The organism is Rhodococcus sp. Ni2, from assembly GCF_021352185.1.
Taxonomy (GTDB): domain Bacteria; phylum Actinomycetota; class Actinomycetes; order Mycobacteriales; family Mycobacteriaceae; genus Rhodococcus_F; species Rhodococcus_F qingshengii.
In genome coordinates, this window is record NZ_WOXZ01000002.1 from 1,953,914 (window position 1) to 1,968,686 (window position 14,773).

The 14,773-nt window shown below is 63.6% G+C and carries 14 protein-coding genes; 11 read left to right on the forward strand and 3 right to left on the reverse strand.

What is annotated here, in order from left to right; all coding sequences use genetic code 11:
• Positions 1 to 24: 24 nt before the first annotated feature.
• From ftsY to trmD, 10 genes are all read left to right on the forward strand, one after another.
• Complete coding sequence (gene ftsY, locus GN300_RS22680; protein WP_063316584.1) at positions 25 to 1,449, forward strand: signal recognition particle-docking protein FtsY; 1,425 nt, start codon at positions 25 to 27, stop codon at positions 1,447 to 1,449.
• 247 nt (positions 1,450 to 1,696) lie between these two features.
• On the forward strand, positions 1,697 to 2,956 hold the full coding sequence (locus GN300_RS22685) for an ammonium transporter (protein ID WP_042450902.1): 1,260 nt from the start codon (positions 1,697 to 1,699) through the stop codon (positions 2,954 to 2,956).
• Positions 2,957 to 3,012: 56 nt separating this feature from the next.
• Complete coding sequence (locus GN300_RS22690; protein WP_003942772.1) at positions 3,013 to 3,351, forward strand: P-II family nitrogen regulator; 339 nt, start codon at positions 3,013 to 3,015, stop codon at positions 3,349 to 3,351.
• The gene (locus GN300_RS22695) at positions 3,341 to 5,848 is read left to right on the forward strand and encodes a [protein-PII] uridylyltransferase (RefSeq protein WP_003942689.1); all 2,508 of its coding nucleotides are present in this window, start codon (positions 3,341 to 3,343) and stop codon (positions 5,846 to 5,848) included. The genes GN300_RS22690 and GN300_RS22695 overlap by 11 nt, the downstream gene beginning before the upstream one ends.
• A 115-nt stretch (positions 5,849 to 5,963) precedes the next feature.
• Positions 5,964 to 7,541 (forward strand): signal recognition particle protein, encoded by a 1,578-nt coding sequence (ffh, locus tag GN300_RS22700; protein WP_003942713.1) that lies wholly within the window; start codon positions 5,964 to 5,966, stop codon positions 7,539 to 7,541.
• Between the two features lie 3 nt (positions 7,542 to 7,544).
• Positions 7,545 to 8,627 carry an amidohydrolase family protein gene (locus GN300_RS22705; RefSeq protein WP_050656640.1) on the forward strand — a complete coding sequence of 361 codons (1,083 nt, stop codon included), beginning with the start codon at positions 7,545 to 7,547 and terminating at the stop codon, positions 8,625 to 8,627.
• Between the two features lie 209 nt (positions 8,628 to 8,836).
• Positions 8,837 to 9,307 carry a 30S ribosomal protein S16 gene (rpsP, locus tag GN300_RS22710; protein WP_003942818.1) on the forward strand — a complete coding sequence of 157 codons (471 nt, stop codon included), beginning with the start codon at positions 8,837 to 8,839 and terminating at the stop codon, positions 9,305 to 9,307.
• Positions 9,304 to 9,546, forward strand: a complete 243-nt coding sequence (locus GN300_RS22715) for an RNA-binding protein (protein WP_003939023.1) — start codon at positions 9,304 to 9,306, stop codon at positions 9,544 to 9,546. The genes rpsP and GN300_RS22715 overlap by 4 nt, the downstream gene beginning before the upstream one ends.
• Before the next feature lie 14 nt (positions 9,547 to 9,560).
• A complete protein-coding gene (gene rimM, locus GN300_RS22720; protein WP_050656639.1) occupies positions 9,561 to 10,133 on the forward strand; it encodes a ribosome maturation factor RimM in 573 nt (190 codons plus the stop codon).
• A 9-nt stretch (positions 10,134 to 10,142) separates the two neighbouring features.
• On the forward strand, positions 10,143 to 10,847 hold the full coding sequence (trmD, locus tag GN300_RS22725) for a tRNA (guanosine(37)-N1)-methyltransferase TrmD (RefSeq protein WP_003942745.1): 705 nt from the start codon (positions 10,143 to 10,145) through the stop codon (positions 10,845 to 10,847).
• Here trmD and GN300_RS22730 read toward each other — a convergent pair.
• Entirely contained in the window at positions 10,844 to 11,419 is a 576-nt protein-coding gene (locus GN300_RS22730; protein ID WP_063316583.1) for a dihydrofolate reductase family protein, read from the reverse strand. The two genes, trmD and GN300_RS22730, sit on opposite strands and share 4 nt — an antisense overlap.
• A gap of 68 nt (positions 11,420 to 11,487) precedes the next feature.
• On the opposite strand from GN300_RS22730, the gene GN300_RS22735 reads away from it, so the two are divergent.
• The gene (locus GN300_RS22735; RefSeq protein ID WP_003942695.1) at positions 11,488 to 12,066 is read left to right on the forward strand and encodes a TetR/AcrR family transcriptional regulator; all 579 of its coding nucleotides are present in this window, start codon (positions 11,488 to 11,490) and stop codon (positions 12,064 to 12,066) included.
• 4 nt (positions 12,067 to 12,070) lie between these two features.
• Here the strand turns inward: GN300_RS22735 and GN300_RS22740 are convergent, their stop codons facing one another.
• Positions 12,071 to 12,517, reverse strand: a complete 447-nt coding sequence (locus GN300_RS22740) for a GtrA family protein (RefSeq protein ID WP_063316582.1) — start codon at positions 12,515 to 12,517, stop codon at positions 12,071 to 12,073.
• Positions 12,514 to 14,712: a hypothetical protein gene (locus GN300_RS22745; protein WP_063316740.1), complete on the reverse strand. Its 2,199-nt coding sequence runs from the start codon at positions 14,710 to 14,712 to the stop codon at positions 12,514 to 12,516. Before GN300_RS22745 ends, GN300_RS22740 begins: the two co-directional genes overlap by 4 nt.
• Between the last annotated feature and the right edge of the window lie 61 nt (positions 14,713 to 14,773).

Below are 14,773 nucleotides of genomic sequence, written 5' to 3' on the forward strand. Positions count from 1 at the left end.
GTCGGAGCCTGAAACAATGGGCCGGTGACTACCCAGGCTTGGATCATCATCGCGGCTGTAGCGGCCGTACTACTCGTCGTTCTCGTTGCCGGATTCCTGCGCTACCGCAAGGGGCAGGTATCGCTGAAGGCACCCGAGACGAAGCCGGAGCTCGGCGCCCCCGAGAAGGACAAGTCAGGCGGCTACAAGGCCGGTGGCGGGTTCAACTTCAGTCAGGGGTCGACGGCAACGGCGCCACCTCCGGTGGTTCCGACACCTCCGGTCGCCGAGAAGCCGCCCGTCGTCGAAGAACCTGTCGTCGAAGAACCTGTCGTCGAAGAACCGGTTATCGAGGAACCAACTGTCGCGGAACCGGTTGTCGAAGAACCTGTTGCGGAGAAGCCGGCCGCCGTCGAAGAGCCGGTAATCGAAAAGCCGGTCGTAGAAGAACCAGCGGTAGCAGAACCTGTTGTCGAAGAACCTGTCGTTCCCGAACCTGTTGTCGTTCCCGAACCCGTCGAGCCTGCACCGCGCGTGCTGGACGAGATCGACCCGACCGAGGGTCGGTTGGACCGACTGCGCGGGCGCCTTTCCCGCTCGCAGTCAGCAGTCGGCAAGAGCTTGCTGGGTCTGCTCGGTGGCGGCGATCTGGACGAGGACTCGTGGGAAGAAGTCGAGGACACCCTCCTCATCGCAGACCTCGGCTCCGCGACCACGGAAAAAGTCGTCACGAAGCTTCGTGAGCAGATGGCGGCCCGCAGCGTCCGGACCGAGGCTGCCGCCCGCGCCCTTCTGCGCGAGGTGTTGATCGCCGAACTGCGTCCCGAACTGGACCGCTCCATCCGCGCATTGCCGCACGATGATCACCCGGCTGTTCTGCTCGTCGTCGGCGTCAACGGGACCGGCAAGACAACGACCACCGGCAAGCTGGCTCGCGTGCTCGTCGCCGACGGTCGTCGCGTCGTGCTCGGTGCCGCGGACACGTTCCGCGCCGCCGCCGCCGATCAGCTCCAGACGTGGGCCGAGCGTGTCGGCGCTGAAGTTGTTCGTGGCAAGGAGGGTGGCGATCCCGCTGCGATTGCCTTCGACGCGGTCTCACGGGGCATCGCGGACGGCGTCGACGTGGTCCTGATCGACACCGCCGGCCGTCTGCACACCAAGACCGGTCTGATGGACGAGCTCGGCAAGGTCAAGCGGGTTATCGAGAAGAAGGCCTCGGTCGACGACGTTCTGCTGGTTCTCGATGCGACGGTCGGCCAGAACGGACTGGCGCAGGCTCGCGTGTTCGCGGAGGTCGTGGACATCACCGGCGTCGTACTGACCAAGCTGGACGGAACCGCCAAGGGCGGAATCGTCTTCCAGGTTCAGCATGAACTGGGTGTGCCGGTGAAGTTGGTCGGCCTCGGTGAAGGTGCCGACGACCTGGCGCCGTTCGAGCCGGGTGCGTTCGTCGACGCCCTCCTGGGCTGACGCCCCCGTGCGCCTTTTTGGTAGCGCGAACTACCAAAAAGGCGCACAGGGTCGGTAGAACTCCCTGGCGAAACCTGTTTGCAACAAAGTTGGGCAATTGGTTCACGTCTGCGAAACGCGACAGCGCCATGGACGAAACACCAGCCCAGCACTCTTCTCCTTAACGACGTGCTGCCCGGCACGTGCGACTAGGAGGTAGTAAGTGAGTACCGACGATTTGTTGGCGAACTCCGGTAACGCCGCATGGATGCTGATGGCTGCATCTCTGGTCTTGCTGATGACACCCGGCCTCGCTTTCTTCTACGGCGGGATGTCTCGGTCCAAGTCCGTCCTGAACATGATGATGATGTCCTTCGGGGCCATGGCCGTCATCGGCGTCATCTACGTTCTGTGGGGATGGTCGATGTCCTACGGCACCGAGAACATCGGGGGCATTTTTGCCAACCCGTTCGAGTTCTTCGGCCTCAAGAACAGCATCACCGATGCTGACGGCAACTTCATCGCCGGCGCCTGGGGCTACCCCAACGTCATCGACATCGCGTTCCAGGTGACGTTCGCGATCATCACCACCGCCCTCATCAGTGGTGCCCTGGCCGAGCGGGTCAAGTTCGGCACCTGGCTCCTGTTCTCGGGTATCTGGGTCACCGTCGTCTACTTCCCGCTCGCACACATGGTGTGGGGCGGCGGACTCCTCTCGGGCTCCGAGGACGGCATCGCGGCAAAGCTCTTCGGCACCACGGTCAACGACGACGGAGTCACCGTCGCCAACGTCGCTCCGATCGACTTCGCCGGTGGCACAGTCGTTCACATCAACGCGGGTATGGCCGGTCTGGTCCTCGCACTCATCGTCGGCAAGCGTCTCGGCTTCGGCAAGACCGCCTTCCGTCCGCACAACCTGCCCTTCGTGATGCTCGGCGCCGCACTCCTCTGGTTCGGTTGGTTCGGCTTCAACGCCGGCTCGGCATTCGCCGCCGACGGTAACGCCGGTCTCGCCTGGGTCAACACGACCACCGCGACGTGTGCCGCAGTCCTGGCCTGGCTCGCTACCGAGCGTATTCGTGACGGCCACGCCACCAGCCTCGGCGCAGCTTCCGGTGCGGTCGCCGGTCTGGTCGCCATCACCCCTGCTGCCGGTGCGCTCAACCCGGTCGGTTCCATCTTCCTCGGCGCAGTAGCCGGCATCCTGTCCGCTCTCGCAGTCGGCCTGAAGTTCCGCTTCGGCTTCGACGACTCGCTCGACGTCGTCGGTGTTCACCTTGTCTCCGGCCTGTGGGGCACGATCGGTATCGGATTCTTCGGCACCGCAACCGGCCTCTTCTACGGCGGCGACTACAAGCAACTGGTGGTTCAGATCGTGATCGCACTCGCAGCACTCGTCTTCACCGGCGTTCTGACGACGATCATCGGCTTCGCACTCAAGCCCCTGGGCTGGCGAATCTCGGCCGAGGACGAGGCACGCGGCATCGATGAGACCGAACACGCAGAGACCGCATACGACCTCGCGTGATCAGCACGTGATTAAAGTGAATTCAGGCACTTCAGAGTTTGGAAAGGGATGAGCACATGAAGCTGATCACAGCAATCGTCAAGCCGTTCACGCTCGAGGACGTCAAGACCGGACTCGAGCAGGCCGGAGTGCTGGGTATGACAGTCAGCGAAGTTCAGGGCTACGGCCGACAGAAGGGCCACACCGAGGTGTACCGAGGCGCGGAGTACTCCGTGGACTTCGTACCCAAGGTCCGGGTCGAGGTCGTCGTCGACGACGCGGCCGTTGACAAGGTGGTCGAGGTGATCGTCGAGGCCGCTCGAACCGGCAAGATCGGTGACGGCAAGGTGTGGGTCTCGCCAGTCGAGTCGGTCATCCGGGTTCGCACCGGGGAACGCGGTGGCGATGCACTCTGACCCGAAAGGGTCCGAGAACTTCGGCCCTGGTTCCGTCGCGAAAGCGACGGGGCCAGGGCCGGTCTCGTCAGGGGGATCCGACGAAGCTGCGGACCTGGCCCGCGCACGCAAGGCCCTACTCACCGGAGGCGTCAAGAACAGGAGGCTCGACGCCCCCGCGCTGCGACATGCACTGGTCGATTTGCACGAATTCTGGTTGACCACCAAGGGGACCGAACTGGGCATCAAACCGGATTGTGGGTTTGCCATCGTCGCCGTGGGTGGTCTCGGCCGACGCGAACTGCTGCCGTATTCCGATCTCGATCTGATTCTGCTGCACGACGACATGGACCCGGCGGTCGTGGCCCAGGTCGCGGACAGCCTGTGGTACCCGCTGTGGGACGCGCACATCAAACTCGACCACAGCGTGCGGACGCTTCCGCAGGCGCTTCAGGTTGCGGCCACCGACATGACGGCAGCACTCGGAATGCTCGAAGCACGCCACATTGCCGGCGACGTGGAGCTGAGCAACCTGTTGATCAGTGGTGTCCGACGACAGTGGCGCATGGACATCCGCAGCCGATTCGACGAATTGATCACCCAGACCCGTACGAGGTGGGAGCGCAGCGGCGAGATCGCCCATCGCGCCGAACCGGATCTCAAGAGCGGTCGTGGCGGGCTGCGAGACGTCCAACTGCTCAACGCCCTGTCCATCGCGCAATTGACCGACGGGATGCCGGGGCTGGGACCCAACTCGCCCGGCGGCGGTCTGGCACTTGCGCACAGGCGGTTGCTCGACGTGCGCACCGAACTTCACCGCGTTGCCGGTCGCGCCCGCGACCAACTGCGAGCACAGGACGCCGACGAGATCGGTGCGGCGCTACGGATCGGTGATCGCTTCGATCTGGCGCGACTTCTCAGCGAATCGGCGCGCACCATCAGCTATTCGGTCGACGTCGGTATCCGTACCGCCGGAAACTCCTTGCCCCGGCGTGGTTTGTCGCGGCTGCGTCGCGCGCCGGTGCGACGGCCACTGGACGAGGGCGTCGTCGAGCATGCCGGCGAAGTAGTTCTGGCGCGCGATGCGAGACCGAAGAAGGATCCCGGTCTGGTGATGCGGGTCGCGGCAGCGGCGGCCACCAACGGCATGCCGATCTCCGCGTCGACGCTCAATCGCCTGGCCGACAATGCCCCCGAATTGCGTGAGCCGTGGCCGAAAAATGCAGTCAACGATCTCTTGGTCGTGCTGGGTTCGGGATCGCGTGCGGTTCCGGTGATCGAGGCGATGGACCGGACCGGGCTCTGGGGTCGACTCCTGCCGGAGTGGGGGACCATTCGCGATCTTCCGCCGCGCGACGCCGTCCACACGTGGACGGTGGATCGGCACCTGGTCGAAACCGCCGCGTATGCAAGCGGATTCACCACTCGCGTCGCTCGGCCGGATCTGCTCATGCTCGGTGCGTTGATCCACGACATCGGGAAGGGGCGAGGGGGAGACCACAGCGTCGTCGGTGCCGAATTGGCCACCGCGATCGGAAATCGCTTGGGACTCTGGCCTTCCGACGTCGCGACGTTGACGGCGATGGTGCGCTACCACTTGCTGTTGCCGGAAACCGCCACCCGTCGCGACCTCGACGATCCGGCAACGGTGCAGCGAGTGGTCGACGCACTCGAGGGAGACGGGACCCTTCTCGATCTCCTGCATTCGTTGGCGGAAGCGGATTCGCTGGCCACCGGGCCTGGTGTCTGGGGCGACTGGAAGTCGTCGTTGATCGGCGAGCTGGTGCGTCGTTGTCGTTTGCTGATGGCAGGGGAGGAGCTCCCGCAACCCGATCCACTCGCTCCCGAGCAATTGGCCATCGCCGAGGAGGGCGGGGTTCACGTCTCGCTCGTTCCGGCCGAGAATGCGCACACCTACGTCGTGACCGTCATCGCGCCCGACGCTCCCGGGCTGCTGTCTCGGGCTGCCGGAGTTCTGGCGCTGCAGTCCTTGCGGGTGCATTCCGCATCGCTGGGGTCGCATGCAGGTTCGGCGGTCAACTCGTTTGTCGTGACGCCGAGGTTCGGCACACCCCCGCAGGCGGTGCTGCTCCGGCAGGAATTGATCCGGGCTTCGGCCGGTGAACTGAATTTGCTCGAACTTCTCGACGCGAAGGACGAGGAGGCACGGGCAGAGCAGTGGGACGACCCGATCCAGACCAACAAGGATTCCGCGGTTCCAGTGCTCTATGCGCAGGCGCCACCGCGGGTCATCTGGTTCGACGCGCCCGGTGACGGTCAGGCGATCCTCGAATTGCGTACCGAGGACCGCGTCGGCCTGCTCTGCCGACTGGCCGCAGCACTCGAACACAGTGGAGCCGACATCCGGTGGGCGAAGGTCGCCACCTTGGGTTCCTCGGTGGTCGACGCGTTCTGCCTCGACTTCGGTGAGGCCGATACCCGCGCGGCGCGAGAGCGCGTCGAGGAGGCGGTGCTGGCGGTGGTTCCGGTGCCACAACCCAAGAAGAAAGAGGATTGACGGACCGGTTTCGGCAGTTACGCCCGCATCGGCTGGGATCGGTGCGGGCGTAGCGGCTAGGCTGGTGCCCGAGAATATCCACGGCTAACTCGCACGACCTTCAGGAGCGCACTCGGTGTTCGAATCCCTTTCCGACAGATTGACCGGATCTCTCAAGGATCTGCGTGGCAAGGGTCGTCTGTCCGGCGCCGACATCGACGCTACGGCCCGCGAGATCCGCCTTGCCCTGCTCGAGGCCGACGTCGCGCTTCCCGTAGTGCGCAGCTTCATCGCCAAGATCAAGGAACGCGCCAAGGGCGCCGAGGTCTCGGGTGCACTGAACCCGGCTCAGCAGGTCGTCAAGATCGTCAACGAAGAACTGGTCGAGGTTCTCGGCGGCGAAACTCGTCGACTGCAGTTCGCCAAGACGCCGCCGACGGTCATCATGTTGGCCGGTCTGCAGGGTTCCGGTAAGACCACGCTGGCCGGAAAGTTGGCCAAGTGGCTCAAGGATCAGGGGCACACGCCCCTCCTCGTCGCCTGTGACCTTCAGCGTCCCGGCGCCGTCACTCAGCTTCAGATCGTCGGTGAGCGTGCAGGCGCCGCAGTCTTCGCGCCGCACCCCGGCACCTCCATCGGCGGCGGCGAGAACGCACTGGGCGTTTCCGCAGCCGACCCCGTCGAGGTCGCCCGCGCCGGCGTCGAAGAAGCACGCAACAAGCATTACGACGTCGTGATCGTCGACACCGCCGGTCGCCTCGGTATCGACTCGGAGCTGATGGCGCAGGCCGCCGGTATCCGTGACGCCGTCAACCCGGACGAGACCATCTTCGTCCTCGACGCCATGATCGGTCAGGACGCGGTCAGCACGGCCGACGCTTTCCGTGAGGGAGTCGGCATCACCGGTGTCGTCCTCACCAAGCTCGACGGCGACGCCCGCGGTGGTGCCGCGCTGAGCGTCCGCGAGGTCACCGGCCAGCCGATCCTCTTCGCGTCCACCGGCGAGAAGCTCGAAGACTTCGACGTCTTCCATCCCGATCGCATGGCCAGCCGGATCCTCGGCATGGGCGACGTCCTGAGCCTCATCGAGCAGGCCGAGCAGGTGTTCGACGCCGATCAGGCCGAAGCGACCGCAGCGAAGATCGGTTCCGGTCAGCTCACCCTCGAAGACTTCCTCGATCAGATGATGGCCGTCCGCAAGATGGGCCCGATCGGCAACCTCCTCGGTATGTTGCCGGGTGCAGGCGGCATGAAGGACGCGCTTGCCAACGTCGACGAGAAGCAACTCGATCGCATTCAGGCCATCATCCGCGGTATGACGCCGGCCGAGCGCGACGATCCGAAGATCATCAACGCCTCACGCAGACTGCGCATCGCGAACGGTTCGGGCGTCAAGGTTTCCGACGTCAACCAGTTGGTGGACCGTTTCTTCGAAGCCCGCAAGATGATGGCTGCCATGGCCGGCCGTATGGGTATGCCCGGCGCGCGTAAGCAGGTTCGCAGCAAGAAGGGCAAGAAGGGCAAGAAGGGCGGCAAGGGCCCGACGCAGCCCAAGATGCGCGGAGGATTCCCCGGCATGGGCGGATTCCCGGGTATGCCCGGCGGAATGCCGGCCGGTATGCCCGACCTGTCGAACATGCCCAAGGGTCTCGATCAGTTGCCGCCCGGACTGGAAGGCATCGATCTCTCCCAGCTCAAGCTGCCCAAGAAGTAGTCGGTGGCTGCGCTTCATCTGCGGGGTATCGGTCTGCCCGATGCCGAGCCGATCGAATTGTGGATCGTCGACGGGCTGATCTCCTTCGAGCCGGTGTCCGGTGCGGAGACGATCGTCGAATCGGGTTGGATCACACCGGGTCTCGTGGATGCGCACTGTCACGTCGGTATCCGCTACGGCGGTGGCGGCGGCGAAACCGTCGACGGCTTGCTGGGGCAGGCGAAGACCGAACGTGACGCGGGCGTGCTGTTGCTTCGTGACGCCGGATCGCCGGTCGACACCAGGTTCATCGACGAGCGCCTCGATCTGCCGCGGATCATTCGCGCAGGTCAGCACATCGCAGCACCGAAGCGGTACATCCCGGGCCTGCCGGTCGACCTGGACGACGAATCTCAGTTGCCGGCCGAGGTGGTGCGTCAGGCACGCGCCGGTGACGGTTGGGTCAAGCTCGTCGGGGACTGGATCGATCGTTCCATCGGTGACCTCGCCCCGTTGTGGAGCGACGAGATTCTGGTCGAGGCCATCGCTGCCGCCCATGCCGAAGGCGCAAGGGTCACCGCTCACGTCTTTGCCGAGGATGCTCTGCCCGGCCTGATCAATGCCGGCATCGACTGCATCGAGCACGGCACCGGATTGACGGACGCGACCATCGAGTTGATGGTCGCTCACGGCACGGCCTTGGTTCCGACGCTGATCAACATCGCAACTTTCCCCGAGATCGCGGACTCTGCCACGCGGTATCCGATCTACGCGGCGCACATGCGGGATCTGCACGCTCGTCGACATCGGACGATCGGTGCCGCTCACGAGGCCGGGATTCCGATCTATGCCGGAACGGATGCCGGCGGATCGATCAGGCACGGGCGGATCGCCGACGAGATCGCCGAACTCGAAGTTGCCGGTTTGACGGCGCATCAGGCGCTGGGCGCAGCCTGCTGGGACGCACGGAGTTGGTTGGGTGCGCAGGGGATCGAAGAAGGAGCGCCCGCCGACCTGGTGGTTTATTCCGAAGATCCGCGCGGAAACCCCGATGTGCTCGCGAAGCCGATGCGTGTGATCCTCCGCGGAACCCCCGTGAGTGGTTAGGGAGTCCCCGCACTCTCGAAGCGCGCATAGGGTGGTTTCCGAACGAGCCCACCCATCTGGCACAATGGACCATTGTTCGTCGCAACCGGTTACGTACCGCTGCGACGGTCACAGGATAGAGGCAAAACCGGGCTCACAAATCGTGTGGGTCGCTGAATTGCACGTGACATGCGCAGCACTGTTGTGCGCGCTGAAGGAGAACTGCAGCTGTGGCTGTCAAAATCAAGCTCACCCGCCTCGGCAAGATCCGCAACGCTCAGTACCGCGTTGTCATCGCCGACTCGCGCACCCGTCGTGACGGCCGTGCGATCGAGACCATCGGCAAGTACCACCCCAAGGAAGAGCCCTCGCTGATCGACATCGATTCCGAGCGCGCTCAGTACTGGCTGTCCGTGGGCGCACAGCCCACCGAGCCCGTCGAGGCACTCCTCAAGATCACCGGTGACTGGCAGAAGTTCAAGGGCCTCCCGGGCACCGAAGGCACCCTGCGCGTCAAGGAAGCCAAGCCCACCAAGCTCGAGCTCTTCCAGGCTGCGCTCGCGCAGGCCGAGAACGAGCCGGTTGCAGAAGCAATCACCCCCAAGAAGAAGAAGGCTGCAAAGGCTGACGAGGCCAAGGCAGAAGACACCGCGGCTGACGCCGAGGCTCCCGCTGCAGACGCCGAGGCTGCTGACAAGTGAGTGCCGTCGTCGCTGATGCGGTAGAGCATCTCGTGCGTGGCATCGTCGCCAATCCCGACGATGTGCGCGTCGAGCTGATCACCGGACGTCGGGGACGGACCGTCGAGGTGCACGTGCACCCCGACGATCTCGGCAAGGTCATCGGTCGGGGTGGTCGCACGGCGACCGCTCTGCGGACCTTGGTCTCCGGCATCGGTGGCCGCGGTATCCGTGTTGATGTCGTCGACACCGATCAGTAGACGGCAGTAAACAGGTGGAACTCGTAGTCGGTCGTGTCGCGAAGTCGCATGGCATCAAAGGTGAATTGGTAGTCGAGGTTCGTACAGACGAGCCCGAGGATCGTTTTGCCGTAGGTTCCGTGCTGCGTGGGCGCAAGCCGCGCGAGTCCACACTGAAGTCGTACACAGTGGAAGCCGCCCGGGATCATTCCGGGCGGCTTCTGCTGCGCCTGGAAGGCGTCAGTGACCGTGGCGACGCAGATGCGTTGCGCGGCACACTGTTTGTCATCGACAGTTCCGAACTCGAGCCTTCGGATGATCCGGACGAGTTCTACGATCACGAACTCGAAGGACTGAAGGTCGTCCTCACGGACGGCACCGAGATCGGTTCGGTCATCGAGGTATTGCATTCCGCCGCAGGTGAATTGCTATCGATTCGCCGCGCCGGTGAGACGTCCGGTGAATTGCTGATCCCGTTTGTCGCAGCCATCGTCACCTCGGTGTCGATCGCCGACGGCGTCGTGGTGATCGAGCCCCCCGAGGGACTGCTCGACCCGGACTTCGGTGACAAGTCGAACAGCGACAATTCGAACGCCGACAGCGACTGATCGCTTGTCATGCGTCTCGATGTAGTCACCATCTTTCCCGAGTATCTTGAACCGCTTCGTGCTGCCTTGCTGGGCAAGGCAATCGAACGCGGCTTGATCTCGGTCGACGTCCACGATCTGCGGTCGTGGACCCATGACGTACACAAAGCCGTCGACGATTCCCCGTACGGCGGCGGACCCGGCATGGTCATGAAACCCACCGTCTGGGGCCCGGCACTGGACGACGTGATCGGGCGCTCCGATTCTTCCGGCCCCGATGATGCCGAGACCATTCTGGTGGTGCCCACTCCCGCCGGCGTTCCGTTCACCCAGGAGACCGCGCACCGCTGGTCCAACGCCAAGCACCTTGTGTTTGCCTGCGGCCGATACGAAGGTATCGATCAACGGGTTTTCGACGACGCCGCCAAGCGGGTCAGAGTCGAAGAAGTCAGCATCGGCGATTACGTCCTGATCGGCGGCGAAGCAGCCGTGCTGGTGATGGTCGAGGCTGTCGTGCGACTGATGCCCGGCGTTCTCGGCAATCAGCTGTCACACCAAGAGGATTCATTCTCCGACGGCCTTCTCGAAGGGCCTAGCTACACTCGCCCGGCTGTGTGGCGCGACCTCGAAGTTCCGCCGGTGCTTCTCTCCGGTGATCACGCGAAGATCAAAGCGTGGCGCCATGAGCAGTCGCTGCAGCGCACGGCCGAGCGTCGACCGGATCTACTTCCTTAGGTATTTCGCTTCAACCAGGTGATGCTTGCGCCGTCGTCGAGCGATTCGGTTGCAGTCGGTGTGAACAGTGTCGGCTCGAAGTTACCTCTGATCATCGGTATGCCTGCGCCGGCGACTACCGGATACCTCTTGATGATCAACTCGTCGATCTCTGGTAGTAGTTCGCCGGCGAGAGTTCCGCCGCCGCACAGCCAGATATATTGTCCTTCTTCCTCTTTGAGAGATCTGACTACCCCAAGCGGATCGGCGCGAACGATGGTGACGGGGGGATCCTCGGCGTCAGGGATGGTTGTGGAGACGACGAACTGACGCAGGTGCGCGAAGGGGCTTTTCACTCCGGCGGCCAGCCCGGGCTCGTAGGAGCCGCGGCCCATGACGACCGTGTCGAAGGTCTTGTTGGGAGCGTCCTCGATTCCGAGAGCGGGCCGCACATGCGTTGGCACGGTTTCAGGATATCGATCGCATATCCAGGCCGTGATCTGTTCGGAGACCGGGAGGAAATCGAATTCGCCACCAGGCCCCGCGATGTATCCGTCGAGGGAAGCTCCCACGTAGTACACAAGCTTTCGCATATAACGCTCCGTTCGTAGTACTATGTTTGTAGTGGTTTAACTTAGGGTCGTGTCAGGAGTGATGTCAAGTGCGAAAGAACCCGGAACGCCGGCTTGCCCTGATCGACGCGGCAATCGAGGTGTTGGCCCGAGAGGGTGCTCGAGGCTTGACGTTTCGAGCCGTCGACGCCCAGGCAGCAGTGCCGAACGGGACAGCGTCGAACTACTTCTCCAATCGCGACGACCTGCTCACTCAAGCGGGTGGCCGGATCTACGAGCGACTGATTCCGGAGGACCTCGAAGGGATGATCGATCCCGTCAACGGCACCGATCGTGAGCGCCTGGTGACGCTCATGCTCGACGTGGTCGAGCGCGTCACCTCGTTCGGAACGGGTTTCCTCGCGCTCATGGAGTTGCGACTGGAGGCGACGCGTCGACCGGACCTGCGAGCGGTGCTGACCGTCCGCATCCGAGAAGACTTCGATCTGAACGTAGCCAATCATCTGGCGTCGGGCGTGCCGGGTGATGCGATGACCGTTCGCCTGCTCTATTTGTCGCTGAACTGGCTCGCACTGGATCGACTCACATTGCCGAACCTGTTCGGAGAGGAAGATATTCGGACGATCGTCGAGGCGGCAGTGGATCGAGCGCTACCCCGCGAATCGTAGAAGGTCAGTGCCGTTCGGCAGGTTTGCGGCGGAACGAGAAGTATCGATGACCGAAGAAGCTCACACCGGCGACGATCAACATGACAACCGCCTGGGCGGGAAGCGGCGGGGCATGCAGAATCGACACCGCGATTGTTCCGAGTATCAGATTCAGCACCAGGCCACCGGAATTGACGACGATGAACGCTCCCAGGTCGCGTGCCACATGTCCGCGGACACGGAAAACCAGAGTCCGATGCAGAACGAAAGCGATGAGCACGCTGATGGAGTACGCGCCGATCACAGCCACTTGATACAGATCCTTGTTGTCGAGGATCAACGACCACATCACGAAGAGCACGTATCCGATCGCCGTATTAGCCACTCCGACAATGGCAAATGCGATGGGCTGATGCTTGACCACCCGAAGCAGTGGGCCGGGGTTCTCGGGTGATGCGATGTCTTCGGTCATGAAGACTCGGTTTTCACGGTGTTGATCCCGTCCTTGCGTCGGTTCCGCAGATACATCCACTCGAGCACGCCGAGTCCGAGGACTCCGGCGACCATCGAAGCGCCGCCGACCTTCCATCCCGGGGGACGCCACGTCAGGACAAGTTCCGCGTCTTTCGTACCGGCTGGAACGTCTACGGTGACAAAGGACTTCGCGACGACGTCGATCGGGACAGGCTGACCGTCGATGCTCGCCCGATATCCGGGCCAGCCGAGCCGTGCGAACACAACCTTGCCGCCGGTCTCCGAACTGACACGAAGGGTGCTCGACATGTTCGATTCCGCGATCGACGTAGCCTCGACGCCGTGGGCGTCGGCGATGCGTCCGTTGCGTGTCGAGACGGGGCCGTCGACGCGTTCGAGTACCGAGATGTAGTTCTCGTGTCCGGGGTAGTCGACCCATTTCCATCCGTCGGGAGCCGGGTTCTTGCGTGCATCGGGGTAGAGAGCGTTCTGAAGTACGACGCGGTCCACGTTCATCAGGTCGACGATGGTGCTGCCGGTGGTGGGTTCGACGGTGAATGCGCGCCGAAAGGCGTCGGGGCAGACGCTCATGTCCCAGCGCATGCAGAGCAGATCACCGAAGTAGAAGTGCCCGTTGGGGGTGTAGCCGCTGGTGTAGGTCAGTTCGAGGTCTTTGGGGTAGTTGCCGAAAGCCAGGGAACCGTACGCTCCGTCGAGGGTTTTGTCCCCGGGTGCGATGAGTGCACGGTCGCCCAGTTGCAGTGTCGTGCCTTCGAAGTCGGGGAAGGCCTCTTTCATCTCCGAGCGGGATTCGGGCAGGTTCCAGCTCATCGGGGTGGGTTGCGCGGCCCGAACCTGGGCGTAGGCGATGGGGGAGACCGCGACGATCGCTACGAGGCATGCGAAAGCAGTGCCCTTGGTACGGCCGAGCCAGACCATCGCGGCGCCGAGTGCGGCAACGAGCAGGGCCGAGATCACATGCCATTTCGCGAGCCCGGGAGCTGCCGAGGCTGACCGAATCAGAAGCAGGCCCACGAGGATTCCCGCTGCAACGCAGCGCCCGCGCAACTTGTCGGTCGTGGCGTAACGCCCGAGCAGGATGCACACCAGAAGCAGGAGTCCGATGGCCACCATCGGAAGTACGCGCGCGGGCCACCGCAGTGGGCCGATCGTGCTCGGCCCGGCAGTCCACATGAGGACGGCGACCGTGAAGATCCCGACGGCGGTCAATTCGCGTGCCGCGGCGCGTGCCTTGCCCCAGTCGATGAATGCCAGGGCGGGTATGAGGAACCAGGCGATGTAGACCATGGGCATGGTCTGGATGTATCCCCACCACGAGGTGAACGCGGGCATCGTGCTCGGCAGGCTCGCGTTCAGCGATTCCGACCACGGGACGGCGAGGAATGCATCGTTCTTGACTTCGGATGCACCGCGCCAGGTGACGTCCGCGGTGAGCAGGCTCGGCAGATACGTCGCGAGACCGGCCAGAGCGGCACACGCGGACACCGCCAGAAGCCGCAGTGACGGCAGCCAACGCCGCTGATAGACAACTTCGCCGATTGCGACCGCGCCGATCATCAAGCCGGATTCGACTGCGGGGAAAACATATTGGACCGACATCGCGAGATACAAGAACACGAAGGTCGGGATCGGACCGCTCTTACCTCGGGCGTAGCGGATTGCCGACGCCCACGCCTGAACCATCCAGGCAGTGCCGGTGAAGGCAGTCATCCAACTGGCCGAGTCGAAGAACAGCAGGAAACCGGTGAACGGAATCGAGACGCCGGCGACGGCAGCCCACGTGGGCTTCGAGCCGTACTCGAGGCAGATCCGATAGACGCCGAGTGCAAGGATGATCGCGAAGATCAACTTCACGATCGTCGCGTACAACGCCAGGTTGTCGAAGGACGGTGCGATCAGGTCGATCAGGAGTTGCGGTGGATTGAGAAGGCCTGCTTCCTCGATCGCGTAGTTGCCCGCCATCCAGTTCTCGGGGACGAGCACCGGGAGGTGTCCTTCTCGCAGACTGCGGCCGAGCATGACCCACAGCGGCGCGTATTGGGACTCGGTGTCGTCGGTGTAGAAGTGACGAGCATTCGCGAGCACCACGGCCAGATAACCGGCGATGACACCGATCGCCGTGACGGCGCCCCACTTGTACACGTCTGCCCGGGCGAGAGTGCGAGTTTCCACCACGAGTTCCAGACCTTAACAGGGCAGGTGGGGCGTGCGGAGACGCGAGCGCGTCACGCGC

Coding starts and splice junctions, on each gene's coding strand:
- GN300_RS22685 (WP_042450902.1), top strand. CDS start 1,697: ATGCTGATGGCTGCATCTCTGGTCTTGCTGATGACACCCGGCCTCGCT.
- GN300_RS22690 (WP_003942772.1), top strand. CDS start 3,013: ATGAAGCTGATCACAGCAATCGTCAAGCCGTTCACGCTCGAGGACGTC.
- GN300_RS22695 (WP_003942689.1), top strand. CDS start 3,341: ATGCACTCTGACCCGAAAGGGTCCGAGAACTTCGGCCCTGGTTCCGTC.
- trmD (WP_003942745.1), top strand. CDS start 10,143: ATGCGTCTCGATGTAGTCACCATCTTTCCCGAGTATCTTGAACCGCTT.
- GN300_RS22730 (WP_063316583.1), bottom strand. CDS start 11,419: ATGCGAAAGCTTGTGTACTACGTGGGAGCTTCCCTCGACGGATACATC.
- GN300_RS22740 (WP_063316582.1), bottom strand. CDS start 12,517: ATGACCGAAGACATCGCATCACCCGAGAACCCCGGCCCACTGCTTCGG.